Below are 25,025 nucleotides of genomic sequence, written 5' to 3' on the forward strand. Positions count from 1 at the left end.
GTCTTTCGGTTTAAGCCGCTTTGGGGCGGTCGAAATCAGAAGCCGAATGTCGTTCGGGCAACTGTTCCTCTGGCGCGCCCCAAGACCGGTTGACCATCCGAGCACGGTACGCGGCTGGCCGCGCATCGATGGCTTTGGCCCAGCGCACGACATTCGTGTAGCTTTCGACGTCCAGGAACTCTGCTGCATCGTAAAGACGCCCCAGCACCAGACCACCATACCACGGCCAGATCGCCATATCCGCGATCGAATAGTCGTCACCGGCAATGAACTCTCGTTCGGCTAAAACCTTGTCCAGCACGTCCAACTGGCGCTTGGTCTCCATCGCATAACGGTCGATCGGGTATTCCATCTTTTCGGGCGCGTAGGAATAGAAATGGCCAAACCCACCCCCAAGGAACGGCGCACTGCCCATCTGCCAGAAGAGCCAGTTCATCACCTCTGTCCGCGCGGCCCCCTGTTTCGGAAGGAAGGCCCCGAACTTCTCGGCCAGATGCATCAGGATCGAGCCGCTTTCAAAGACGTTCAGCGGCGCATCGCCCGTGTGATCCACAAGCGCCGGAATTTTCGAGTTCGGATTGATTTCGACAAACCCCGACCCAAACTGGTCCCCGTCACCGATCTTGATCAGCCAAGCGTCGTATTCCGCGTCAAACCCTGCCTCTAGCAGTTCTTCGAACATCAAGGTGACCTTCACCCCATTTGGCGTTGCCATCGAATACAGTTGATAGGGATGATCACCCACGGGCAATTCTTTCTCCTCACGCGCGCCAGAAATGGGGCGATTGATCGAGGCGAATGTACCGCCGTTCTCGGCTTCCCAAGCCCATACGCGGGGTGGAGTGTACGATGGTTGATCAGTCATTAAAGTCGTCCTTGCAAATCTTCCCGGCACACTTAACTTCTGATCGCTGGCGATCAACTGGGCAGTCATGGACATGATTGTGTGCAAATTCGCGCAATCACATTTCTGCGCAGTCGGACAGCTAAATCGGCTCTGCCCCGGCCCGCGCTAAGCTCGCTCGGCCCCCGAATTTGGTTGCCTGTCCCCAACCCTTCCGTCATGATCTCGCGAAGGGAGAAAACTGATGCGCAAGTTTCTAGTGGTTCTTGATGAAAGCCGTGAATGCCTGAACGCGATGCGGTTCGCGGCAATGCGTGCCAGTCACACAGGTGGCGGCGTGACAGTCCTGTCGGTGATCCCCCCGGATGAATTCAACCACTGGATCGGCGTTGGCGACATCATGCGTGAAGAGGCGCGTGAACGGATCATCGTTCACTTTGAAGTCTTCGCAAAATGGATGCGCGACCGTCAGAACATCGAACCCGAGTTGGTGATCCGCGAAGGCGAGCCCGTCCAAGAAATCATCAAACAGGTCAATGAAGACCCAGAGATTGGCGTACTGGTTCTTGGCGCTGGCACAGATAAGCGCGGCCCGGGTCCACTGGTCACGCAATTGTCCAAGAATTCAGGCTCTTTGCCGGTGCCCATCACGATTGTGCCGGGCGACATGTCAAAGGACCGTCTGGAAGCGATTACCTGATCCCGGCACGTCCGACGAAGCGTAATCTCACCTGCCCAAAGCTTTTTAGAATCATTCCAATCATTGACACTTGGCCATCAAAGGCGCATATCAAAAACCTAATTATTGGAGGTCGCCATGTTCATTCAGACTGAATCCACGCCGAACCCGGCGACATTGAAATTCCTGCCCGGCCAAACCGTGCTTGAGGCGGGCACTGCCGACTTCCCAACTGCCGAGGCGGCCGAGGCCTCTCCGCTGGCGACGCGCCTGTTTGGCGTGGCGGGTGTGACCGGCGTTTTCTTCGGCAGCGATTTCGTCACAGTGACCAAAGCCGAAGACAGCGCGTGGGAGCATCTGAAGCCCGCCCTTCTTGGCGCGATCATGGAACACTTCCAGTCCGGCCAGCCGGTGATGGAAGGCGAGGCGACCGCTCCGGCAGGCCATGCCGATCACGACGGCCCGGATGCCGAGATCGTCAAGCAGATCAAAGAGCTTCTGGACACGCGCGTGCGTCCGGCTGTGGCACAGGACGGTGGCGACATCACTTTCCACGGCTTTGAACGCGGCGTCGTGTACCTGCACATGCAAGGAGCCTGCGCGGGCTGCCCGTCCTCGACCCTGACCCTGAAGATGGGCATCGAGAACCTGCTGCGCCACTACATCCCCGAAGTGACCGAGGTTCGCCCCGTTGCCGCCTAAGCCAACCGTTCTGGCCTTTGATACATCGGCGGCGCATTGCGCCGCCGCTTTGCTATGCGGGGACGACATTCTGGCCAGCCGCCACGAAGAGATGGGGCGCGGACAAGCCGAACGGCTGATGCCTCTTCTGGAAGAAGTGCTGGCCGAGGCAGGAAAGACGTGGGCGGACCTCGACAAGATCGGCGTCGGCATTGGCCCCGGCAATTTCACCGGTATCCGCATTTCTGTCAGCACTGCACGCGGGTTGGCCTTGGGGCTGAAGATCCCTGCGGTTGGCATCTCGCTGTTTGAGACCACAAGAAACCTGTCGAACTGGGCGCAAACCGCCGTCCCTGCCCCGCGCGATCAGGCTTATTTCCTTGATCCCGATAAGATGCTCGGCCCGGTTTTGTGCGATGCGGGCTCTTTGACCGCTGTTGCCCTGTCGACGGACCACACCCCAGAGGCGCATGTCCAGATGATTGCGCGCCTCGCCGCAGACGCCCCGGCCGATGCACCGCGTCCCGCGCCGCTTTATGTTCGTCCAGCAGACGCCAAGCCCCCCTCGGACCCGCCGCCAGTCATCCTGTCATGACCCCCGACAGCCTTGCCAAGTTGCACGCCCGCGCATTCACCATGCCGCGCCCTTGGACGACCAAGGAGTTCGCTGATCTTCTCGACAGTCCGCTAGTGTTCGTGACAGGCGATGAAACCTCTTTCGCCATGGGCCGCGTCATCGCGGATGAGGTCGAACTTTTGACCCTCGCGACCGACCCCGACCAACGCAGACAGGGGCTGGGAAAAGCCTGCCTTGAGGCGTTCGAAACCACTGCGCGGGACAGTGGTGCAAGGTCTGCCTTTCTGGAAGTTGCCGCGAACAATACCGCCGCCATCGCTCTTTATTCTGCGCAGGGGTATTCCCGGTCCGGCCTGCGTTCTGGATACTATCGATCCGGCACCGACCAACCGGTTGACGCAGTGATCATGATAAAGGCACTTTCCCCGCTCGTGCCGTAAGGTCACACGGGAATGCCCTCCTGAACTCTGCCCAAAACCCAAGAATCGGTTGACCACCTGCCCTCTGTAAGGCCTTAAATAGTTTATGATTTGACCTAATGGGCAAAAATGAGCCGGTTCACCGGCCGATTAAGCAAAACACCAACGGGAGCGTTTTCATGAAACTTACTCACTTCTTCGCCAGCGCGACAGCTGTCGTAGCCCTGACCGCGGGCGCCGCTGTGGCCGAACCTGCGATCATTTACGATCTGGGCGGCAAGTTTGACAAATCCTTCAACGAAGCCGCCTACACCGGCGCGCAGCGTTGGGCCAACGAAACTGGCGGCAAGTACCTGGAGATCGAGCTGTCTTCGGAAGCGCAGCGCGAACAGGCCCTGCGCCGTTTCGCCGAGCGTGGTGCAAACCCGATCATCACCACCGGCTTTGCAATGGCCGATCCGGTCAACGAAGTGTCGGCAGACTATCCTGACACCACCTTCGTCAACATCGACGGCTGGATTCCTGAAATCCCGTCGAACGTCGCGATGATCGCCTTCGAAGAGCACACCGGTTCCTATCTGGTCGGCATGATGGCCGCGATGAAATCGGAATCCGGCACCGTTGGCTTCATCGGCGGTATGGATGTTCCGCTGATCCGTCACTTCGGTTGCGGTTATGCCCAGGGCGTAAAAGCCGTGAACCCCGACGCCACTATCATCGCCAACATGACCGGCACCACGCCGACCGCATGGAACGACCCGGTGAAGGGCGGCGAGCTGGCCAAAGCACAAATCGCGCAAGGCGCTGACGTTGTTTATGCTGCTGCAGGCGGCACCGGCGTTGGTGTTCTGCAGGCCGCGGCTGACGAAGGCGTTTACTCGATCGGCGTCGACAAGAACCAGAACCACCTGCACCCTGGCAGCGTTCTGACCTCGATGCTGAAGCGCGTGGACGTAGCCGTCTATGACTCGCTGAAAGCAGGCGACGCCCTGACCGGCGGTTCGATGCAGGTTCTGGGTCTGGCCGAAGATGGCGTGGGCTATGCGATGGACGAAAACAACGCCTCGCTGGTTTCGGATGAAATGAAAGCCGCCGTCGAGGCCGCGAAGGCGAAAATCATTTCGGGCGAAATCGAAGTGACCGCCTACTACACCAACGACAGCTGCCCGGTTCTTGACTTCTAATCATGACCGCAGTTGAAAATCAGGGGCAGCCGTCTTCGGCTGCCCCCGCAATCGAGTTGAAGGGCATTTCCAAAGCCTTCGGCCCGGTTCAAGCCAATAAAGACATTTCGATCCGTGTGATGCCGGGAACGGTTCACGGGATCATCGGCGAAAACGGGGCGGGGAAATCCACCCTGATGTCGATCCTGTTCGGGTTCTACAAAGCCGATGCGGGTGAGATTTTTATCAACGGCAACCTGACCCAGATTCCAGACAGCCAAGCAGCGATCAGCGCGGGCATTGGCATGGTCTTCCAGCACTTCAAGCTGGTCCAGAACTTCACGGTTCTGGAAAACGTGATCCTTGGGACCGAAGACGGTGCGATGTTGCGCACCTCTTTGTCCAAGGCACGCACCGAGCTGGAACGCCTTTCCGAAGAGTACGAACTCCACGTGGACCCTGACGAGCTGATCGAAGAGCTCAGCGTCGGGCACCAGCAGCGTGTCGAGATCCTCAAGGCCCTGTATCGCAAGGCGGAAATCCTGATCCTTGATGAGCCTACCGGGGTGCTGACCCCGGCCGAGGCCGACCACCTGTTCCGCATCCTTGATAACCTGCGGGCAGAGGGGAAGACGATCATCCTGATCACGCACAAGCTGCGCGAGATCATGCATATCACCGACACGGTCAGCGTGATGCGGCGCGGCGAGATGACCGCCACCGTCAAAACCGCCGAGACCTCGCCCGAGGAGCTGGCCGAGCTGATGGTCGGCCGCAAGGTCCTGCTGCGGGTCGACAAAGCCCCTGCCAAACCCGGCAAACCAATCCTTGAGGTTTCAAACCTTCAGGTCACCGATGAAGACGGCGTCAAACGCCTGAAGGGCATTGATCTGCATGTCCGCGCAGGAGAGATCCTTGGCATCGCCGGGGTCTCTGGGAATGGCCAGTCCGCACTTCTGCATGTGCTGGGCGGCGTGACCCAAGCGACCGGTGAGGTGAAGATCAACGGCACCCCCCTGCCCCTGACCGGCCCCAAGGCCAACGGACGCACCCGCCGCGAGGCCGGGATTTCTCATGTGCCCGAAGACCGCCACCGCGAGGGGCTGATCCTTGAATTCTCGGCCTGGGAAAACATGGCTTTTGGCTACCATCACGATCCGGCGTACCAGTCGGGCCTTTTGATGAACAACAAGGCCATCCGCGAAGACACCGTTAAAAAGATGGAACTCTTCGACGTTCGCCCGCCGATCCCCACGATTTCCGCCAAAAGCTTTTCCGGCGGTAACCAGCAAAAGCTGGTTCTGGCACGCGAGATCGAGCGCGACCCTGATCTTCTTCTGGTCGGCCAGCCCACCCGGGGCGTTGACATTGGTGCGATCGAGTTTATCCACCAGCAACTCATCGAACTGCGTGACAGCGGCAAAGCGATCCTTTTGGTCTCGGTCGAACTGGACGAGATCATGTCGCTGTCGGACCGCATCGCGGTGATGTTCGATGGCAAGATCATGGGCGAACGCCTGCCAAGCGAAACCAATGAGACCGAACTTGGCCTGCTCATGGCCGGGATGAGCGGAGAGGCTGCGTAAGATGGACAGACTTCCCCAATGGGCGGACGTGTTCCTGATCCCCCTGATCAGCGTCCTAATCGCCTTTGCAATTTCGGGCCTTGTGATCGTCGGGATCGGCGAAGACCCGGTTGTTGCCGTGCAGACCATGATTTCGGGCGCGCTTGGCTCGACCTATGGCTGGGGCTACACGCTATATTACGCCACCAACTTCATCTTTACCGGGCTGGCCGTTTCGGTCGCCTTCCACGCGCGCCTGTTCAACATTGGCGGCGAGGGGCAGGCCCTTTTGGGCGGGCTTGGCGTTGCCCTAGTCTGTCTGGCAGTTGACTGGCCGCATTGGCTGGTCGCCCTGCCGGTGGCCATGATTGCAGGCGCCCTGTTTGGCGCGGCATGGGCTGCGGTTCCAGCCTATCTGCAGGCCAAGCGCGGCAGCCATATCGTTATCACCACGATCATGTTCAACTTCATCGCGGCCGCCCTGCTGAACTATGTGCTTGTGAACCACCTGAAACCGCCTCGGGCCCAAGACCCGTCCTCGGCGCGGTTCCCGTCTGGCACCAACCTGCCCACCTTCCAGGACATGTTCTCGACCGCAGAGACCACCCTTTTCCGGGGTGCCCCGGTCAATATCACCTTCTTCATCGCGCTCATCGCCTGCCTTCTTGTCTGGCTGCTGATCTGGCGCACGAAACTGGGGTATCAGATCCGGTCCTACGGCCAGTCCGAACCCGCCGCGATCTATGCCGGGATCAGCCCGGTGCGGATCACCATGATCGCCATGCTGATCTCTGGTGGTCTGGCCGGCATGATGGCGATCAACAACGTCATGGGAGAGGCCGAAAAGCTGGTCCTGAACGCAGTCGAAGGCGCGGGCTTTATCGGCATCGCGGTCGCCCTGATGGGCCGCAACCACCCCGTCGGTGTGATCCTTGCCGGGTTCCTGTTTGGCTTTCTTGTCCAAGGCGGGGCAGAGCTGCAATTCACCACCAGCATCCCGCGTGACCTGATCGTAGTCATTCAGGCGCTGGTCATTCTGTTCACCGGCGCACTGGACAACATGGTGCGTATCCCGCTGGCTAAACTGTTTACCCGGAAAGGAGGCGCGTGATGGATCTTGAAACGCTGCTTCAGGTGCTCGACAGCACCATCCGCCTTGCCACGCCGCTTCTGCTGGCCTGTCTGGCGGGGCTCTTTTCCGAACGCGCGGGCATCTTCGACATCGGCCTAGAGGGTAAGATGCTGGCTGCGGCCTTCTTCTCGGGCGCTGTCGCCTACACCACCGGCACGGTCTGGCTTGGCCTTCTGGCGGGCATCGCGGCCTCGCTGACCCTGTCAGGCATCCACGGGTTGGCCTCGATCACTTTCAGAGGGAACCAGCTGATTTCAGGTGTTGCGATCAACTTCCTTGCCTCGGGCATGACGGTGGTCATAGCCGAGGATTGGTTCAGGCAAGGCGGTCGTACGCCGTCGCTGGTCGGTGACGCCCGGTTCAAACCCATCGAACTGCCCCTGTCCGGCATCGACATCCCCCTGATCGGGCCGATTTATACGGACCTGATTTCTGGACATACAATTCTGGTCTATCTGGCCTTACTGCTGGTTCCGGCCAGCTGGTGGCTTCTGTACCGCACACGGTTCGGCCTGCGTCTGCGCGCCGTAGGTGAAAACCCCGCAGCGGTCGATACCGCAGGAATTAACGTCACCGGGCTGCGCTTTGCCGCGGTCGGCATCTGTGGCGTCCTTTGTGGTATCGCGGGCGCTTATCTGGCCACGGCCCTGCAAGCTGGCTTCGTCAAAGAAATGAGCGCAGGACGCGGATTTATCGCCCTTGCGGCCTTGATTTTCGCCAAGTGGCGGCCCTGGCACGCGCTGGTCGCCTGTTTGCTGTTCGGCCTGTTGCAGGCTCTGTCCCTACGTCCTGACGTTGTGACAGCGATGACCAGCTTCGACGTACCAGTGCAATTGCTGGACGCTCTGCCCTATATCCTGACCGTCGTGATCCTTGCGGGCTTTGTCGGCAAAGCCATCCCGCCGCGCGCCGGTGGCGAGCCCTACGTCAAAGAGCAGTAACCCCAAGCGCCCTCATTGCGCCTTGCAAGTCTCCCTACATCTGGCTAGGGAGACTCCATGCAGATATACCTCCCCATAGCCGAGGTTTCGGTGAACGCTTTCCTGCTTTTAGGGCTGGGCGGCATGGTTGGGATATTATCTGGTATGTTCGGTGTGGGCGGCGGTTTCTTGATGACGCCGCTTTTGTTTTTCATAGGCATCCCACCCGCCGTCGCCGTCGCAACTGAAGCTAACCAGATCGTAGCCTCGTCCTTTTCGGGCGTGCTGGCCCATTTGCGAAGACGCACCGTTGATTTCAAAATGGGTGGGGTCTTGATGGCGGGCGGCATCGTTGGTGCGGCGCTTGGTATTGTCCTATTCAACTTCCTCAAAAGCCTTGGCCAGGTCGAGCTTCTGATCAGCCTTTGCTACGTCGTCTTTCTGGGTGTCGTCGGCTCGCTGATGTTCATCGAAAGCGTGCGCGCGATCCGCCGGTCCCGCTCTTCCGGGGCAATGCCGCCGAAGCGGCGTCAACGGTCTTGGGTCCACGCCCTGCCGATGAAGATGAAATTCCGGACCTCGGGGCTGTACATCTCAGTCTTCCCGCCGCTTCTGGTGGGCTGTGTTGTTGGCGTTCTGGCCGCGATCATGGGGGTTGGCGGCGGATTCATCATGGTACCTGCCATGATCTATATCCTTGGGATGCCGACCAAAGTGGTTGTCGGCACCTCGCTTCTGCAGATCATCGCCGTAACCGCGTTTACCACGCTGATGCACGCGACCACGAACCAGACCGTCGACATGGCACTGGCACTTCTGCTGCTGATCGGCGGCGTTGTCGGTGCGCAGATTGGCACCCGGATCGGCGTCTATCTGAAGGCTGAACAACTGCGCGTCCTGCTGGCGATCATGGTTCTGGCAGTCTGTTTGAAACTGGCGCTAGACCTGCTGATTCAACCGTCCGAGCTGTATTCGCTTGGCGCAGGGGGTGGTCACTAATGATCCGTCGCCTGATCAGTCTGCTGATCTTGTGCCTGTTGGCCGCCCTGCCCGCCCGCGGGGAAGAGGTTGTCGCCGGCCTCAGCCAGACCGACGTGGCGATCACCACCACCTTCAAAGGGTCCGAGATCCTGATCTTCGGCGCCGTCAAACGCGACAAACCCGCGCCCGAAGACAAGCTGGACGTGATTATCACCGTCTCCAGCCACCTGACCCCGGTCTTGGTCCGCAAGAAAGAGCGGAAGCTTGGCATCTGGGTGAACGCTGAATCTGCCGAGATTGACTTTGCGCCGACCTTCTATGCGATCCGTTCGACCGCACCGCTGAACGAAATCCTGTCCCCGGCTGCGGACCTGCAACATTCCATCTCGGTCCCTCGCGCCATTCGCGCTCATGACGCGCAGCCCTCGGGGGGCACGCGGGACCCGTTTGTCGAGGCCGTGATCCGCATCCGTACCGATCAAGGGGCCTATCAGGTTCAAGAAGAAAGCATCGAGCTGACCGAGGACACGTTGTTCCGTGCCAATGTCGAACTGCCGTCGAACCTGACAGAGGGCGACTATCGCACCCGCATCTTCCTGTTACGCAATAATCAGGTGATCGACGCCTATGAGACCACACTAGACGTGCGCAAGGTGGGGCTGGAACGCTGGATCTACAACCTCGCCCACGAGCATTCCCTGATCTATGGGCTCTTGTCGCTGATCATCGCGATTGCCGCTGGCTGGGGCGCTTCGGCCTTCTTCCGCCTGCTGAAAAACTAGACCCGCCCGGGATAGGGCACCGTGGTCGCAATGACCGCCCTAGTCGTTGCTTTCCTCTGCCTTCAACTCCAACGGCGCTGCCGCAGGTCGCAGATCGGCCACACTTAGCGGCTCGGTCGGTTTTCCCAACCGGTTCCGTACCACCCAGCACAGCCGGTTTTCAGCCCGCGTAATCGCCACATAGGCCAGTCGTTTCCACAGGGGCTGGCCCGCCTCGACCCGGCCCATCCGCGCCGCCGCCCACAGGTCCGGCGCGAACACTTGCACCGTGTCCCATTGCGAGCCCTGCGCCTTGTGGATTGTCACCGCGGCCCCATGCAGGAACGCCGCCCCCATGCGGGCGGCATAGGGGATGAAGGGCTCTTCCTCGTCCGGCAGTTCGATCTTGATGATCGAGGCCGCCGACACCCGCGGGTCCTCTGCCCCCATCACATGCAGGCGCGAGAACCCAGGCCGCTTCCCCGGTCCCAGATAGACCACCTGAGCCCCCTTGATCAGCCCGCGCGCCTCTAGGTCCAGCCGCTTCTTGCGGTGTTTCAGCGGCAGCTCGATCCCGTCACAAATCAGGGGCTCTCCGGGCAGCAATTCATCCGCAGGCGCGCCATAGGCCGCGCGAAACGCATGGATCAACCGAATGCGGGTCGCATTGCGCCAGACCAGCACGGGCGACCGCGCCATCAGGCCGCTTTCCACCCGCTGCGCCATTACCACCCGCTCATCTTTACGCGCAGTATCCGCGATCATCTGTTCGAAATCCTCGAACCCCAGACTGTCGTCGGACAGGGCGTGGGCAAGGTCCAGAATGGGGTTGTCCTGCGTCTGGCGGTGGACGCGATGCAGGATCAGCTTGCGCGTCTCTGCCATGTCGTCAAAGACCATCTTCCCCGACTGGTTCACAGGCGCCAGCTGCGCCGGATCGCCAAAGACGATCAGCGTGCTGAAAATTTCCTGCAGGTCCTCGAACTGGCGCTCGTCCAGCATCGAGGCCTCGTCCACGAAACCGATATCCAGCGGCTCTTCGCGCCGCTTCCAGCCCGTGATGAAATCTGACCCGCGCAGTCCCGCAGCGGCCAAAGCTCCGGGGATCGACTTGTTCGACTGGTAGAAGGCAAAGGCGCGGTCCAGCGCCTCTTCGGTCAGCCCTTCGATCTCTGGCTTCTCGGCGTTGCCAGCAAGCCAATCGGCAATCTTCTCGTATTCGGGATCATAGACGGGCGTGTACAGGATGCGGTGGATCGTCGTGGCCGGAACCCCGCGATTGCGCAACACGCTCGCCGCCTTGTTGGTCGGGGCCAAGATCGCCAGCGTCCGCCGGTCCTTGCGGCGGCGGCCCTCATAATCGCCCGAGACGGTTTCAACCCCCGCCTCTTCCAATGCCTTGTAAAGCTCTGCCAAGAGCAGCGTCTTGCCCGACCCCGCCTTGCCGATCACAGCCAGAACCTTGCTTCCGCGCCCTTCGACACGTGGGGTCAAAAGCGCTTCTTCAAGGTCCACACCGACCGAGCGTAACATCTCTGTTACGCGGTCAAAGGCTTCGGCCTGATCGTCGGAAAACTGCACGGCATTCGTCATGCGCCGACCCTAGCGCCCCGCCCCGCCGGGGACCAGAGCGCATCGCCCGGACTGCGAAAAGACAAGCACTTGCCTCACCCGCCGTTTCGGCCAATTCTGATACCCAACGAGCATGGCAAAGATCGGAGACCTTGGTCCATGAAACAAACCATCAAAAAAGCCCAAAAACTCTTGCTACCCCTGTGGCTGATCCTAGCGGCCTCTACGGCGTTCGCGCAGCAACTTGGCGGCGGCGGAATGCATGGTCACGGGGCGGACGGAACGGGACATGACATGCGGAACATGCCCGGCCTTCAGGGCGAAAACGTCACCAAAGGCGAAACGGCCGATCTGGCGACCATGTTCCAGACCTTTCCGCAAATCGACCGCGAAGTCACCAACCTGCCCAACGGTATTCGGGCTGTCACCCGCTCTGACAACCCGCAGGTCAAAGACGCGATCGTGCGGCATGTCATCGACATGATCGCAAGGGTAGAGGCCGGTGATGACCCCAAGGTTTTCATCCAAAGTCCGACCTTGGATATCTTCTTTGAACGCTACGAAGCCCTGACTACGCAGGTCGAGGTCACCGAGGACGGTGTTATCGTAACCCAGACCTCCGATGACCCGGAGCTCGTTGAAGCCATGCATATTCACGCAGCAGAAGTCTCTGCCATGGCCGATCAGGGCATGCGCGCAGTCCACCAGATGATGATGGAACGCGCGCAGAACGCTCAGTAATCGGCCCAGTCGTTCAGGATACTGCCCTATGGACCTTGCCCCTATCCTTCTGACCATCGGCGCCCTGTTCATCGTTGGGCTCGCGGCCGACCAGATCGGGCAGCGAACGCGCCTGCCCCGGGTTACCTTGCTTTTGGCCTGCGGGATCGTCGCGGGGGGCGCGGGGCTAGACCTGATCCCGCCACAGGTAGAGGGCTGGTACGACTTCCTTGCGATCACGGCACTGACAATGGTGGCCTTCCTCTTGGGCGGTTCCCTGACAAAGGACAACCTGACAGCCCATGGCAAATCCATCCTGCTGATCTCTGTCGCGATCGTGGTTTGCACAGTGGTTCTGGTCAGCCTCGGGCTTTGGCTTCTGGGGTTCGGCCTTGGTCTGGCACTTGTTGTCGGGGCCATCGCAACCGCGACGGCCCCTGCCGCCACGCAGGACGCCATCAAGCAATCGGGCAAGGACAACGCCTTTACCGATACACTGAAAGGGATCGTCGCTATCGACGATGTCTGGGGGCTAATCACCTTCAGCGCGGTGGTGTTACTTGTGCAGCAGATGAACGGTCACACGGATACCGACTTGGTAAGTGGGATCGCCCGGGAACTTGGCGGTTCCGTGCTTTTGGGTTGCGCGATCGGCTTCCCGGCGGCCTTCCTGACCGGTCGCTTGACCGATGGTGAACCCCTTCAGATCGAGGCGCTGGCGCTGGTCTTCCTGACCTCGGGCCTGTCCCTGTGGCTAGAGCTTTCCTATCTAATCAGCGGCATGACCGTGGGGCTGATCATCGTCAACAAAGCCCGCCACCACACCCGCGCTTTCCACGAGATCGAACACATTCAGTGGCCCTTCATGATCCTGTTCTTCATCCTTGCGGGGGCTTCGCTAGAGACTGAATCCCTTCTGGCGATCGGTTGGATCGGCGCGGCCTATATGGTGCTGCGCACCGTATCCAGGATCATCGGCGGGTGGCTCGGGGCCGTTCTTGGCGGTGCCCCGAAGGCGCAACGACCGTGGTTCGGCGTCGCCCTTCTGCCGCAGGCGGGTGTTGCAATCGGGATGGCTCTGGTCGCTGGCAAACAGTTCCCAGACTGGTCGGAAACCATCCTTGCCTTGACCGTGGGCACGACCGTAGCCTTCGAAATCCTTGGGCCAGCCGGCACGCTATGGGCCATTCGCCAGGTCAAGGACCACGACTGACCCAAAAGAAAAACCCCGCCGCAAGCGACGGGGTTTTCATCTTTATTCACAAGTGCTTACTTGCCAGCCTCCAGAACTTCTTCCAGCGTGGTCAGGCCCAGCTTGGGCGACTGAACCAGAACCGACATGTTGCCCGGCAGGTGCTCGTTGCGCATCATCTTCATGTGTGCCGCCGGAATGTCATCCCAAGAGAATGTTTCCGACAGGAAAGGGTGGATGCGCTTTTCGATCATCATCTGGTTTGCGGCCGAAGCCTGTTTCAGGTGCGCAAAGTGCGAACCCTGCAGACGCTTCTGGTGCATCCAGGTGTAGCGAACGTCAAAGGTCAGGTTGTAGCCGGTGGTACCCGCGCAGATCACAACCATGCCGCCCTTTTTACAAACCAGGTTCGAAACCGGGAAAGTGGTCTCGCCGGGGTGTTCAAAGACGATATCAGGGTTGTTGCCTTTGCCGGTGATGTCCCAGATCGCCTTGCCGAAACGACGCGCCTCTTTGAACCAGGTGTTGTATTCCGGCGTGTTCACGGTCGGAAGCTGGCCCCAGCAGGTAAAGTCTTTACGGTTGATAACGCCCTTGGCGCCCAGACCCATAACGAAGTCACGCTTCGATTCGTCCGAGATCACACCGATCGCATTCGCGCCGGCCGCTTTACACAGCTGGATCGCATAGGTGCCCAGACCGCCCGAGGCGCCCCAAACCAGAACGTTCATGCCCGGCTTCAGCTCGTGCGGCGGGTGGCCGAACAGCATGCGGTAAGCGGTGGCCAGTGTCAGGGTGTAACAAGCTGCCTCTTCCCAAGTCAGGTGCTTGGGACGCGGCATCAGCTGCTGAGCCTGAACGTTGGTGAACTGTGCGAAGGACCCGTCGGGGGTCTCATAGCCCCAGATACGCTGCGTCGGAGAGTACATCGGATCGCCACCGTTACACTCGACATCGTCGCCGTCGTCCTGGTTACAGTGGATGACAACCTCGTCGCCCACTTTCCAGTTTTTCACTTTGGATCCAATGGCCCAAACGATGCCCGAGGCGTCGGAACCCGCGATGTGATAGGGCTGCCCGTGGCCGTCGAACGGAGAGATCGGAACACCCAGACCGGCCCAAACGCCGTTGTAGTTCACGCCAGCCGCCATAACCAGAACCAGAACCTCGTGGGCGTCCAGCTCAGGGACATCAACAACCTCTTGCTGGAACGACTTGTCAGGCTCGCCATGACGCTCACGGCGGATCGCCCATGCGTACATTTTCTTCGGCACATAACCCATCGGGGGCATTTCGCCGATTTCATAAAGATCTTTCTCGGGAGCGTCGTAAGTGAGAACGCCTTCGTTGCTGTCGAGAGCCATATCTGCCTCCTGTTCGTTAATCTGGTGCCGCATTGCAGAATCAATGCTGCGCTTGAACATGGAATAAATTTCCGCGCGCAATAATGCAATCACGAAATGGAGTTTTTTGTAATTTTATGTCCTTGCGAATGGACACCGGGTGGGGCAGATGACCTGAAACCCTTTATTTTCATGGAAGTTGGTCACAAGGTGACGTAGCGACACCGAATGTCGCAAATGCAGCATTTCCAGTTTTCGCGCGTTTCGGCAGCCTGAAAGGGCCAAAATCCGTCTTCGTGGCGAATTTTCTTAGTTAAACGCCAGTGCCGCGCACAGAAGAATGGCTGCCAGCAAGGTCAGGTTGATCTTGCTTACCATCTTGACCTTGGCCCCGGCTGCCGCATCTCCGGCGCGCGCTTTGGCCCCGGCCTTGTCTGCGGTGATGATTCCACCGATCAGGCACGCTACCAGCACAAGCTTGATCCAGTACCAGACAGATGCCTCGCCCCAAACGCCACCGGCAGTCGCCATGATTGCGCCGGTCAAGATTAGCAGGCCCATGCCCGCCTTGCCGATCATCTGCAACGGTTTGACCGCTGCACCAATCGACGGTCTGTGTTCAGGCGGCGCCTTCTCTGCTGCGAACCCAACCACGGGTAATCCCATCCCTGCGGCCCCGCCCATGGCAAGCCCTGCAAAGTGGATGGCAAGTATAAGATCTTCCATCGTCCCCTCCGATTTTGATTATGCGCCTATCCTGTCACCTTGAGTGGTTTTCTGGCAATAGGCTTGCCGAGAGGCACAAATTCGGCACCTTCGTTGGAAAAATTGCTGCAAATGCACTCGCCGCAACGCGGCGAATTGACATTGGCATAAAATTCCACGTATCACTCCCCTAACGTAACAATATTGCTGACCCACGATTCACGAGGCCCGCTATGACCGAGACCAAAAAAGACCGTCCCTGGCTGTTCCGCACCTATGCGGGTCACTCCACCGCCAAGGCCTCGAACGAGCTGTATCGCGGCAACCTTGCCAAGGGTCAGACCGGCCTGTCGGTGGCTTTCGACCTGCCGACCCAGACCGGCTATGACAGCGATCACGAACTGTCGCGCGGTGAGGTCGGCAAGGTGGGCGTTCCGGTTTCGCATCTGGGCGACATGCGCGCGCTGTTCGACCAGATCCCGCTGGAGCAGATGAACACTTCGATGACGATCAATGCGACTGCGCCTTGGCTTTTGTCGCTTTATATCGCCGTGGCCGAGGAACAGGGCGCTGACGTGTCCAAGCTGCAAGGCACCGTTCAGAACGACATCATTAAGGAATACCTGTCGCGCGGCACCTATATCTGCCCGCCGAAACCGTCGCTGCGCATGATCACCGACGTTGCTGCCTATACCCGCGCGAACCTGCCCAAATGGAACCCGATGAACGTCTGTTCCTATCACCTGCAAGAGGCCGGCGCGACGCCCGAGCAGGAACTGGCCTTTGCACTTGCAACCGCCATCGCGGTTCTGGACGACCTGAAGGGCAAAGTATCGGAAGAAGACTTCCCCGGCATGGTGGGCCGTATCTCGTTCTTCGTGAACGCGGGCATTCGCTTTGTCACCGAGATGTGCAAGATGCGCGCCTTCGTCGAATTGTGGGACGAAATCTGCCAAGAGCGTTACGGCATCACCGACCCGAAAATGCGCCGCTTCCGCTATGGCGTTCAGGTGAACTCGCTTGGCCTGACAGAGCCGCAGCCGGAAAACAACGTCTACCGCATCCTGATCGAGATGCTGGCCGTGACCCTGTCGAAAAACGCCCGCGCTCGCGCCGTGCAGCTGCCCGCGTGGAACGAGGCCCTTGGCCTGCCCCGCCCGTGGGACCAGCAGTGGTCGCTGCGGATGCAGCAGATCCTTGCTTATGAAACCGACCTTCTGGAATATGGCGACCTGTTCGACGGCAACCCGGCTGTGACCGGTAAGGTCGAGGCGCTGAAAGAGGGCGCTCGTTCCGAGTTAGCCCAGATCGACGCCATGGGTGGTGCCATTGAGAACATCGAATACATGAAGTCCCGTCTGGTCGAGGCCAACGCTGAACGTATCGGCAAGATTGAAGATGGCGATACCATCGTTGTCGGCGTGAACAGATGGACCGAGGGTGAGCCCTCGCCGCTGACCGCCGGGGAAGAGGCCATCATGGTCGCCGACCCAGCAGCCGAAGCCGACCAGATCGCACGCCTGAACACATGGAAAGCTGAACGTGACGAGGTCGCCGTGCAAGCCGCGCTTGCCAAGGTGCGCGAAGCCGCGCGCAGCGGTGCCAATATCATGCCGCCCTCGATCGAGGCCGCCAAAGCCGGTGCCACCACGGGTGAATGGGGTGACGTCGTGCGTTCGACCTTCGGGTTGTACCGCGGCCCGACCGGTGTGTCCAAAAACCCGTCGAACCGCACCGAGGGTCTGGAAGACATCCGCGGTCAGGTTGACGCCGTTTCCGACAAGCTGGGCCGCCGCCTGAAATTCCTTGTCGGCAAGCCGGGGTTGGATGGCCACTCGAACGGTGCCGAGCAAATCGCCGCCCGTGCCCGCGACTGCGGCATGGACATCTCTTATGAAGGTATCCGCCTGACCCCCGAGGAAATCGTCAAAGCCGCGCAGGAAGAAGACGCCCATGTCGTTGGCCTGTCGATCCTGTCAGGCAGCCACATCCCGCTGATCGAAGAGCTGATGAACCGTATGCGCGAGGCAGGTCTGGGCCACATCCCCGTAGTCGTCGGCGGCATCATCCCGGACGAGGACGCCACCCGCCTGTTGGCAATGGGCGTGGCCAAGGTCTACACCCCGAAAGATTTTGAGTTGAACCGCATCATGTTCGACATCGTCGGTCTGGTGGACGCAGCCCCGATCGCTGCGGAATAACCTTTCCGAAACCAGATCAACGCACTAGCTTCAGGGCCATCTGACAATCAGGTGGCCCTTATGCGTTCCAAACCCATCGTGTATCACATCCCCGTCTGCCCCTTCTCTCAGCGGCTGAAGATCCTGCTGACTCTCAAGGGCATCCCAGACGCCGTGGATTTCGAAGTTGTCGATATCACTGTTCCCCGCAGCGCAGAACTTCTGGCGAAAACCCGGGGTATCTCTGCCCTGCCCATCATCGAGACAGAGGACGGCGCGATCATCAACGAAAGCCTCGTTATCCTGCGCTATCTGGAACAGCGGTTTGCCCCACGGATCGGTCGCGACGATCCGCTGGAACATGCCATCGAAAACATGCTGATCGCAAAGGAAGGCCCCTTCACGACACAGGGCTACCTGTACGTCATGAACCGCGATCCCAACGCCTGTGACACGTTCCGCGACAAGCTGCTGTCCCTCTACAAGGATATCAACGACTTCCTGCAGCACTATGCGTCGGACGGCCCCTTCCTGTTTGACGATTTCGGGCTGGCAGAGGCCGTCTTCACCCCGGTCTTCATGCGCTTCTGGTTCCTCGACTACTACGAAGGTTTCGCCCTGCCCGACACGGCTGACTTTGCCCGCGTCCGCGAATGGCGCGCGGCTTGCCTTGCGCATCCAGCCGCGCAACAGGTGACCGAGGAAGAGATCATCAAACTCTACTACGACTATGCCATGGGCGCCGGGAACGGCGCGCTGGTCGAGGGCAGACAGGTCTCCAGCTTCACCTTTACGCCCGATTGGCCGGGCCGCCCCATGCCGCCTCGCGATAAGTGGGTTCCGGCAACCGATGCCCAGCTTGGCCTGATCTGACTTGCCCAAAAGTGCGGATCAGGGGCAAGATGGGCCCATGCCCCAATATGCCGTCAAAGCCCGCATCACAGGCCGCGTCCAAGGCGTGGCCTTCCGTGCTTGGACGCGGGCCCGCGCACGGTCGTTGGGGCTGACGGGCTGGGTGCGCAATGAAAACGACAATGCCGTCTCCGCCCTCCTCCAAGGCGAACGCGAGGTCGTGCGCACCATGCTGAAGGACCTCTGGTCCGGCCCCGGCGCAGCTGCGGTTGCCAATGTCCAAAGAATTGAAACCGAGGTGGACCTTCAGATCGACAGCTTCGAAATTCGGTACTGAAGAGGCACATCTTGCCGACTGACAAAACCCAACAACGCACTTCCCAGGCCATACGGCCATGCTCGCTGCAATTGGGCTGAATATCCATACTGGCGAAAACGCCCCCCCAAGCCTATCCTAACCACAACTGCTGCGGCCTCGGGATTCGGGCGACATCTCGGACCACCACTGGTCGGCCGCCACGGTTCATGCACTGCTTTCAGGAGGGTTAAGACATGTCGCGCATACTGGCTGTCCTTTTGGCATCCCTCGGCTTGTCCCTTCTAGGGCCAGTACAGGTCAAAGCCGAAGGCGCCGAGGTCAAAACTGATATCCCAGAGAATATCGAGGCATGCCTGACAACCAGCCTCACCGAATTGTTCGGCATCAATCGCAGCGACCGCGCCTCGTTGTTTAATCACTTATTGAACAACATCGATGCAGAGCTCTTTGGCAGATACAATTACAAGCGCGCCTGGGTGGATTGGGGGGACAACTCTGAAATCAAACGCCTGGCGATCTACGAGTACTTCCAGCTGATGGCGAGCCGTCGCGGCGAACATGAAGGCGACACGACCTCCTTCGACGCCCGCTTGGCCGACCGCCCGCTTGTAAAGGGCGAGAACATTTATCACATCGTCGCAAGCGTCAACTTCGAGGGCGGCAGCAGCACGACAATCGTGGTGTTTTCGTCTGGCTGTAAGGCTTTCGGTTTCATGTACGGCGGCGCAAACCTGCGGTCCTTCGTCGATGCCAACCTGATCGAGAGGCTATACAAGGACGGAAAGCGAGCCCCGTTCTAGAAGTTTCATCACGCCAGAACGCGCTGCGTGCATTCCAACCATCGACCTACGTTTGGCTACCCCAGAGGATAAGCCGCCAGCACATCGTGTCGTGCCCCCCCGGGTGACAAGTGCGATTCATATAGCGCAAATTGCGTGATACGGACTGCAGTTGCCCGGTAGGACATCGCGCCAGAGATGAACCCATGCAGTCGCGGATCGGTAGGCTCTTCCCCTTTGAAACGGGCGATGGTCACGTGGGGGCGGAAACGCCGCTTTTCGAACTTCAAGCCCGCACGGCGCAGGGCCTTGGTCACGTCCGATTGCAGGTCCGTCAGGGCACTGTCGGCATCGGCCTCGACCCCCATCGCGAGGCGGTTCGGATTGCCATACATCCCGACCCCAGCCATATGTAGATCAAACGCGGAGTGCCGGATTTGGGAGAGCTCTTCGTGCAAAGCCACCAGCGCTTCATCTGGCTGCTCGCCCAGAAATGCCAGCGTCAGGTGCAGTGTCTCGCGCGTCATTCTGCGCCCAAGCGGAATCTGCCCCTGAAGGGCTTCCAGCTGATCCAAAGCGGGATCGGGTAAGGTCAGGGCGACAAAGCTGCGTGTCATCTGAATGTCAGTTTCTCACGTTTTTCGCTCGAAAACGGGCAATGGTTGTGGCTCAATGTGTGTGTACGCAATATGTACGGGGTCTGCACGCATTCCACATCACGGAATCTGCCCCAAAACCAACAAAACGGAGCCCTCCAATGACCGTCCACATTGGCGCCAAACCCGGCGATATCGCTGAAACCGTCCTGCTACCCGGCGATCCCTATCGCGCCAAATGGGCTGCCGAAAACTTTCTGGACAACCCGGTTCTAGTGAACGAAGTGCGCGGTATGCTGGGCTTTACCGGGACGTGGAACGGGCACAAGGTGACCATTCACGGATCGGGTATGGGGATGCCTTCGCTGTCTATCTACGCGAACGAACTGATCCGCGACTACGGCGCTAAGACATTGATTCGCATAGGATCTTGCGGCGCCATGCAGAAACATGTGGGGGTTCGTGACGTGGTTATTGCGATGACGTCTTCGACGCTCGGCTCCCCCTCACGCGGTATCTTCCGCGATATGAATTTTGCCCCCTGCGCGGATTACAAACTGCTGCAAGCCGCAGTCGAGGCCACCAAAGGGATGGACGTACCGGTCCACGTCGGCGGCATCTATTCATCGGACACCTTCTATGACGAACGCGACGATCTGGTTGATCAACTGACCCGCCACGGCACTCTCGCCGTCGAAATGGAAGCCGCCGAACTTTACACGCTCGCCAACCGCCATAGTGTCCGCGCCCTTGCGGTTCTGACGGTGAGCGACCACCTGCAAACCGGCGAGGCTCTGCCCTCAGACCAACGGGAGCGCAGCTTTGGCGACATGGTTGAAATCGCTCTGAAAGCGGCCTTCACAGATTAAATGTAAGACAGGCTGTCAGTCAGCTGCGCGACAATATAGGCGGCGTCCACCGTAGTGCGGTCGCCGCTTTCGAACTGCAGCAAGATCATAAGATCATTGGCCTTTTCGAATTCTGCGACCAGCCAGTCATGATCATCTGGGATCGTTTCGACGTCCATCAACTCGTCAAGAAAATCGCTGACAAGCTCCTGCGCGGCCTGAACAAAATCGGAGTCGTTATCGATTTCTTCGGTGCTAACCTGATTTTGTAAATCGGCAAGCTTCGCGACCCATTCCTCAAACAACACTGCGCCGCCACTTGTCGCGGCTGACGCCTCTTCTACAGGCGCAGCAACCGGTTCTTCGGGCGTCGGCTGCGCCGGAACCGCGACCGGTTCGGGTACTGGCTCGGGTGTGGGCTCTACCGCGGCCGCTTCCACCGGCTCAGTGATCACAGGTTCCGGCGCGGTTTCCTCGGGCGGCATCGGAACGTCGTTCAAGAAGGGTACAACCTGCCGCGCGATACTGCGCTGAATCTTCTCAACTTCTTTCTTGCGGGTCTTCACCGCAACTTCCAGCAAGTCGGCCAAAACATCCGGCGCGCCACTTTGCTCCCACATGGCAGCCGGGTCGTTGCCCTCTCCGTGAAAGCCTGCCCAGGCCTGCGGGGTGGCGATGTAAGAAACGTACAAGAAATCCTTGCCATTACCGCGTTCAACCTCGGCGGCGGCAGCTTCAGCCTGTTCACGCGACAGTTCGTCGGCATGGGTCAGAACCACAAGGCTATTCTTGGTCAGACGCTTGGGAAGCATCTTAACCAGCGCCGCCTGATCGTCGCCCAGCTTGTCCGAAATCGTGCTGCACCAAATCAGAACGTCTGCAAGCTGTGTCAGCGCCAGAACGGCGTCCTTATCATGGCCTGGCCGATCCAGACCCGAAACATCGATCAGTTGCAATGTTTTCAGGATCGGGCTGTCGACACCGATCGAGATCAGATCAGGCTGTTCCTTCAGAGCGGCCTTGATCACATGGCCTGCGGTCTCTTTGCTGGGACGGTCCCACCATCCGACCGTGGTCTTCTCATTCTCGGAATGCTCAAACAGCAAGGTGGGCAGCACCCGCCCCTCTCCAGTCGGGGCCAACGGGGCCCCAAGCAGAAGGTTCACCAAGCTGGATTTGCCCGCGCCACTAGGTCCTGCAACGGCGATCCGGACCGGTGTTTCCAACCGGCGCAGCAAGATCTCGGCGTGATTCTGAGCAACCTCAACCATCGCCGAGGGCTGTGTAGGCAGGTCTTCCACTGCGCGGATAAACCGCTTCAGCAAAGAGACATCGTTCGAGACGTCAGGCAGTTTCGCCATGGATCAGCCCTCGTCCTTTTGGCAGCTTTGCTGCCAGCGTTCCACCAGTGCCGTCGGGTCGGCCTTATTGATTACCGAAATCACCTCTCCTTCGGGCGAGGTCACAATGCTGACAATTCCTGCGCCATCGTGGCCCATCAGGATCGCCTGCTCGCCGCAAAGATCTTGGATGGCGTCGCGCAGGACACTGATTTCAGAAAGAAGCTGGCCCATATCTTCGTCGGTCTCGGGCAGGATATCGCCGCCCGCGATTTCGATCTCTTCCCAGTTGGGCAACAGGAAAGCCTGACCCACAGCGACCGCATCCAGCCCGTCGTAGAAACCGCGCAGACCTGTGCCGAGGTCTGCGGTCTCTGGCATCGCACTTGCTGTTTCAGCGGCGTCTTCTTCCGGAGCAGCCTCTAACCCCTCACGCAGTTCAGAGGCCGAAAACCCGACCTCTTCAGCGGCAACATCTTCAGACAGGTGTTCTGACAGAACAGTTTGGCCCGTATCAGCAGGGAACTGCCTCAGCAATTGCGCCAGTTTAGCCAGCTGCGCCTTTCGATCATCCTCGGCCGGAACCGATGGATTGACCATCCGCAACAGACGGCCGCTGCCGGCTAATATCACCAACTTGGCTTCACCACTGGTGAAGGTCAGGCGGCGCGGCAGGACGGTTGCGTCAATCTCTGACAGAACGGCGTCTATACCCGGCTGCAAGTTGCGTTCGGCCTCTGACCGGCGCGCAGCCCCTTCAAGAGCGGAGGACAGAACAGAAATGGCCTGGGTGTCGATCGTCACGGCGCCACCTCATCCATCCGGTTCAGATCAATAGAAACCCTGTCAAAATGCATTGCTAATTGCCTTGATCGCCGGCTTTGCGGCCTTAAAAAGTTCTGCGGCTTTAATGTCCGTTCCGCAACGAAAACAAATCGCATGCTCTTCATGCTTCGGCGACTGCGCAAACAAATAGGTCTGGCGAGGTGCCGCCAAAAGAAAAAGCCCGTCCGAAGGTTCGGACAGCTTCAATTGCTCTGCGACAAAACCCGGCAACTGTGTCCCTTGCCAAAGGGCCGACGCAACAGAGGCAATCCGATCCAGAATTTCCTGTGCAACCGGGGTTTCCACCGCCTTGCGCAGAACCAACCCGGAAGAAATGTCGATGTATCCAACCACTTTGCAGTCCGGAACAGACTCCAGCGCCGCGTCTAGTGCATCCTGCAATGACATCTGATCCCCCCTGATGGCTCATTTGAAAAAGGACGCACCCGCGGGGATGCGTCTTTTCAATAAAATTCAGGCTAAGTTTAGACGGGCGAGGTCAGACGTACAATCGCCAACCAGCTTCTCTACCTTCGTCTGTGTCGCTTTGGTCATCGACGGCGGCGGAAGTATGCTGTTCGAGGAAGGATTTGACCAAAGCATCAAGGTCTTCGACCGTCTCGGGTGCGTGTTCGTCGCGATAAGCCTCCCAGGCCTCAACAACGGTTCGCGGCGCCTCTTCAGTGGTTTCGGCCTCTTCTTCTGCGACTGGTGCGGCCTCTTCCAGAGGCTCGACCTCTTCCTCTGCACCGTCTGTCGGCTCGTCGAGAACGCGACCCGCAATCGACGCAATCAGAGCCTCTGAAATTTCGACGGGATCTTCCGTTGCGGCAACAGGAGGTTCATCTTCTTCCACGGTTTCTTCTTGCGGGGCAAGATCCGCCTCGACCAACTCCAAAGTGTCCAAATTCTCTTGGACCTCTGCCTCGTCAAGTTCTTCAGGGGCCGCGTCTGCCGCATCATTGTCGGTCAAGACTAGCGTCAATTCGACCGGGTCTTTGCGCGCGGGCTCAACGGCATTCTCGATAGGTTCAGGATTGACCTCTGCAACGGGCTCTTCGACCGGGGCCCCTGCAGGCACTTCCGGAGTCTCAGTCACTTCGCCCTTGTGCAGTGGGCGGGATACTTCCTTCCGGCGCACGCGACGGGGCAGAACCACGCCACCTGCTGCGGGTTTTCGCGCAGGGGTTGGTGCGGCTGCCGGAGTACCAAGCACTAGAACATCCTCCAGCGAACCGGCCGCTTCGGGCGGCTGCGCAACTTGCTCCAGCGGGACCGCGGGCGCAAACATACCCAACTCCATTCGCTCTGAATACGGGTCAGCGATCGCCGTGGACAGGTGATGAAGCGTCTTAAGCAGCTCTTCCCCACCGCTTTTGGCCCACAGCTCACCTTCAGATTCCTGTTCGCAGGCCGAAATCGCTTCGACGGCCGAGAACATGATGATGTTGGCAAAGCGGCCATCGGTCTCGCGGATAAGTCGGTCGCGAACGCGGATACGTTCAGGCACGCCCAGCTTGTCAGAGCGAGTGGCCAATAGAACACTGTGTTTCAACAGCTCTTTCGGCATGGAATCCAACGCACTACGTTCACTTTCGCGCCAAGCCTGTGTCGCATGCGTGCACCACAGAATGGCGTCGGCTGTTTCGGCGACGAATGACCGGAAATGAAGCGGAATATTGGGGTCCGAGATACCCGGTGTGTCGATGACATCAAGCTCTGCTAGAACGCCGGAATCCGCGAAGAGGCGGATATAACGTACGCCTTCGACACCAACGGTGGCCAATTCCTCAATCTCGACCGGGGTTTCATTGCCTTCGCCGTCGACGAAATACGCCGCTCGCTCGCCATAGCTGATCCAGACTGGGGGCAATTGGGTTGCCGTGACACGGGTCGGCAGGACGTCAGCGCCCAGAAGAAAATTGATCAGCGTGGTCTTGCCAGCGCTGAACTCACCCATCAGGGCGATGGTCGGCCGCTGCTTTTCCTGCGCGTCGTTCGTATCGCTCAAACCTAGTGTCATGCCGTTACT

Annotated in this window: 26 protein-coding genes; 17 read left to right on the forward strand and 9 right to left on the reverse strand. The window is 59.3% G+C overall.

Annotated elements, in window-relative coordinates; all coding sequences use genetic code 11:
• Positions 1-10: 10 nt before the first annotated feature.
• A complete protein-coding gene (gene yghU, locus CLM58_RS16150) occupies positions 11-865 on the reverse strand; it encodes a glutathione-dependent disulfide-bond oxidoreductase (RefSeq protein ID WP_095596885.1) in 855 nt (284 codons plus the stop codon).
• Positions 866-1,088: 223 nt separating this feature from the next.
• Here yghU and CLM58_RS16155 point away from each other — a divergent pair, with 223 nt between their 5' ends.
• The 10 genes from CLM58_RS16155 to CLM58_RS16200 all read left to right on the forward strand — a co-directional run bounded on the left by CLM58_RS16155 (position 1,089) and on the right by CLM58_RS16200 (position 9,743).
• Positions 1,089-1,544, forward strand: a complete 456-nt coding sequence (locus tag CLM58_RS16155; protein ID WP_095596886.1) for a universal stress protein — start codon at positions 1,089-1,091, stop codon at positions 1,542-1,544.
• A gap of 117 nt (positions 1,545-1,661) precedes the next feature.
• Positions 1,662-2,225, forward strand: coding sequence for a NifU family protein (locus CLM58_RS16160; protein WP_095596887.1), 564 nt, complete (start codon positions 1,662-1,664; stop codon positions 2,223-2,225).
• Entirely contained in the window at positions 2,215-2,799 is a 585-nt protein-coding gene (gene tsaB, locus CLM58_RS16165; protein ID WP_095596888.1) for a tRNA (adenosine(37)-N6)-threonylcarbamoyltransferase complex dimerization subunit type 1 TsaB, read from the forward strand. The genes CLM58_RS16160 and tsaB overlap by 11 nt, the downstream gene beginning before the upstream one ends.
• On the forward strand, positions 2,796-3,221 hold the full coding sequence (locus CLM58_RS16170) for a GNAT family N-acetyltransferase (protein WP_095596889.1): 426 nt from the start codon (positions 2,796-2,798) through the stop codon (positions 3,219-3,221). Before tsaB ends, CLM58_RS16170 begins: the two co-directional genes overlap by 4 nt.
• 158 nt (positions 3,222-3,379) lie before the next feature.
• Entirely contained in the window at positions 3,380-4,384 is a 1,005-nt protein-coding gene (locus CLM58_RS16175; RefSeq protein ID WP_095597161.1) for a BMP family lipoprotein, read from the forward strand.
• Positions 4,385-4,386: 2 nt separating this feature from the next.
• Positions 4,387-5,949, forward strand: coding sequence for an ABC transporter ATP-binding protein (locus CLM58_RS16180; protein ID WP_095596890.1), 1,563 nt, complete (start codon positions 4,387-4,389; stop codon positions 5,947-5,949).
• A gap of 1 nt (position 5,950) precedes the next feature.
• Positions 5,951-7,039, forward strand: a complete 1,089-nt coding sequence (locus CLM58_RS16185; protein ID WP_095596891.1) for an ABC transporter permease — start codon at positions 5,951-5,953, stop codon at positions 7,037-7,039.
• Positions 7,039-8,001, forward strand: coding sequence for an ABC transporter permease (locus CLM58_RS16190; RefSeq protein WP_095596892.1), 963 nt, complete (start codon positions 7,039-7,041; stop codon positions 7,999-8,001). Before CLM58_RS16185 ends, CLM58_RS16190 begins: the two co-directional genes overlap by 1 nt.
• A gap of 57 nt (positions 8,002-8,058) precedes the next feature.
• A complete protein-coding gene (locus tag CLM58_RS16195) occupies positions 8,059-8,979 on the forward strand; it encodes a sulfite exporter TauE/SafE family protein (protein WP_095596893.1) in 921 nt (306 codons plus the stop codon).
• Positions 8,979-9,743 (forward strand): TIGR02186 family protein, encoded by a 765-nt coding sequence (locus tag CLM58_RS16200; protein WP_095596894.1) that lies wholly within the window; start codon positions 8,979-8,981, stop codon positions 9,741-9,743. Before CLM58_RS16195 ends, CLM58_RS16200 begins: the two co-directional genes overlap by 1 nt.
• Before the next feature lie 39 nt (positions 9,744-9,782).
• On the opposite strand, the gene CLM58_RS16205 is transcribed toward CLM58_RS16200, so the two are convergent.
• Positions 9,783-11,315 (reverse strand): ATP-dependent DNA helicase, encoded by a 1,533-nt coding sequence (locus CLM58_RS16205; protein WP_095596895.1) that lies wholly within the window; start codon positions 11,313-11,315, stop codon positions 9,783-9,785.
• Positions 11,316-11,453: 138 nt separating this feature from the next.
• On the opposite strand from CLM58_RS16205, the gene CLM58_RS16210 reads away from it, so the two are divergent.
• Both CLM58_RS16210 and CLM58_RS16215 read left to right on the forward strand, forming a co-directional pair.
• Positions 11,454-12,035: a hypothetical protein gene (locus CLM58_RS16210; protein ID WP_229666076.1), complete on the forward strand. Its 582-nt coding sequence runs from the start codon at positions 11,454-11,456 to the stop codon at positions 12,033-12,035.
• 28 nt (positions 12,036-12,063) lie between these two features.
• Positions 12,064-13,227, forward strand: coding sequence for a cation:proton antiporter (locus CLM58_RS16215; RefSeq protein WP_095596896.1), 1,164 nt, complete (start codon positions 12,064-12,066; stop codon positions 13,225-13,227).
• A gap of 56 nt (positions 13,228-13,283) precedes the next feature.
• Here CLM58_RS16215 and ccrA read toward each other — a convergent pair whose 3' ends face one another.
• A complete protein-coding gene (gene ccrA / locus CLM58_RS16220; RefSeq protein WP_095597163.1) occupies positions 13,284-14,570 on the reverse strand; it encodes a crotonyl-CoA carboxylase/reductase in 1,287 nt (428 codons plus the stop codon).
• A 288-nt stretch (positions 14,571-14,858) separates the two neighbouring features.
• Complete coding sequence (locus CLM58_RS16225; protein WP_095596897.1) at positions 14,859-15,275, reverse strand: hypothetical protein; 417 nt, start codon at positions 15,273-15,275, stop codon at positions 14,859-14,861.
• Between the two features lie 182 nt (positions 15,276-15,457).
• Here CLM58_RS16225 and CLM58_RS16230 point away from each other — a divergent pair, with 182 nt between their 5' ends.
• The 4 genes from CLM58_RS16230 (at position 15,458) to CLM58_RS16245 (ending at position 19,405) form a co-directional block, all read left to right on the forward strand.
• The gene (locus CLM58_RS16230; RefSeq protein WP_268236411.1) at positions 15,458-17,455 is read left to right on the forward strand and encodes a protein meaA; all 1,998 of its coding nucleotides are present in this window, start codon (positions 15,458-15,460) and stop codon (positions 17,453-17,455) included.
• A 60-nt stretch (positions 17,456-17,515) separates the two neighbouring features.
• On the forward strand, positions 17,516-18,307 hold the full coding sequence (locus CLM58_RS16235; RefSeq protein ID WP_095596899.1) for a glutathione S-transferase family protein: 792 nt from the start codon (positions 17,516-17,518) through the stop codon (positions 18,305-18,307).
• Positions 18,308-18,344: 37 nt separating this feature from the next.
• Positions 18,345-18,623 carry an acylphosphatase gene (locus CLM58_RS16240; RefSeq protein ID WP_095596900.1) on the forward strand — a complete coding sequence of 93 codons (279 nt, stop codon included), beginning with the start codon at positions 18,345-18,347 and terminating at the stop codon, positions 18,621-18,623.
• Between the two features lie 215 nt (positions 18,624-18,838).
• The gene (locus tag CLM58_RS16245) at positions 18,839-19,405 is read left to right on the forward strand and encodes a hypothetical protein (RefSeq protein WP_095596901.1); all 567 of its coding nucleotides are present in this window, start codon (positions 18,839-18,841) and stop codon (positions 19,403-19,405) included.
• 56 nt (positions 19,406-19,461) lie between these two features.
• On the opposite strand, the gene thpR is transcribed toward CLM58_RS16245, so the two are convergent.
• Positions 19,462-20,001, reverse strand: coding sequence for an RNA 2',3'-cyclic phosphodiesterase (gene thpR, locus CLM58_RS16250; protein WP_095596902.1), 540 nt, complete (start codon positions 19,999-20,001; stop codon positions 19,462-19,464).
• A 140-nt stretch (positions 20,002-20,141) separates the two neighbouring features.
• Here thpR and deoD point away from each other — a divergent pair, with 140 nt between their 5' ends.
• A complete protein-coding gene (gene deoD, locus CLM58_RS16255) occupies positions 20,142-20,849 on the forward strand; it encodes a purine-nucleoside phosphorylase (protein WP_095596903.1) in 708 nt (235 codons plus the stop codon).
• Here the strand turns inward: deoD and CLM58_RS16260 are convergent.
• The 4 genes from CLM58_RS16260 to CLM58_RS16275 form a co-directional block, all read right to left on the reverse strand.
• Positions 20,846-22,189, reverse strand: a complete 1,344-nt coding sequence (locus CLM58_RS16260; RefSeq protein WP_095596904.1) for a dynamin family protein — start codon at positions 22,187-22,189, stop codon at positions 20,846-20,848. The genes deoD and CLM58_RS16260 overlap by 4 nt on opposite strands.
• Positions 22,190-22,192: 3 nt before the next feature.
• A complete protein-coding gene (locus CLM58_RS16265; RefSeq protein ID WP_095596905.1) occupies positions 22,193-22,972 on the reverse strand; it encodes a hypothetical protein in 780 nt (259 codons plus the stop codon).
• 42 nt (positions 22,973-23,014) lie between these two features.
• Positions 23,015-23,401 carry a hypothetical protein gene (locus CLM58_RS16270; RefSeq protein ID WP_095596906.1) on the reverse strand — a complete coding sequence of 129 codons (387 nt, stop codon included), beginning with the start codon at positions 23,399-23,401 and terminating at the stop codon, positions 23,015-23,017.
• 91 nt (positions 23,402-23,492) lie between these two features.
• Complete coding sequence (locus CLM58_RS16275; protein ID WP_158221934.1) at positions 23,493-25,004, reverse strand: dynamin family protein; 1,512 nt, start codon at positions 25,002-25,004, stop codon at positions 23,493-23,495.
• Positions 25,005-25,025: the final 21 nt, after the last annotated feature.

The organism is Actibacterium pelagium (assembly GCF_002285415.1).
Taxonomy (GTDB): domain Bacteria; phylum Pseudomonadota; class Alphaproteobacteria; order Rhodobacterales; family Rhodobacteraceae; genus Actibacterium_B; species Actibacterium_B pelagium.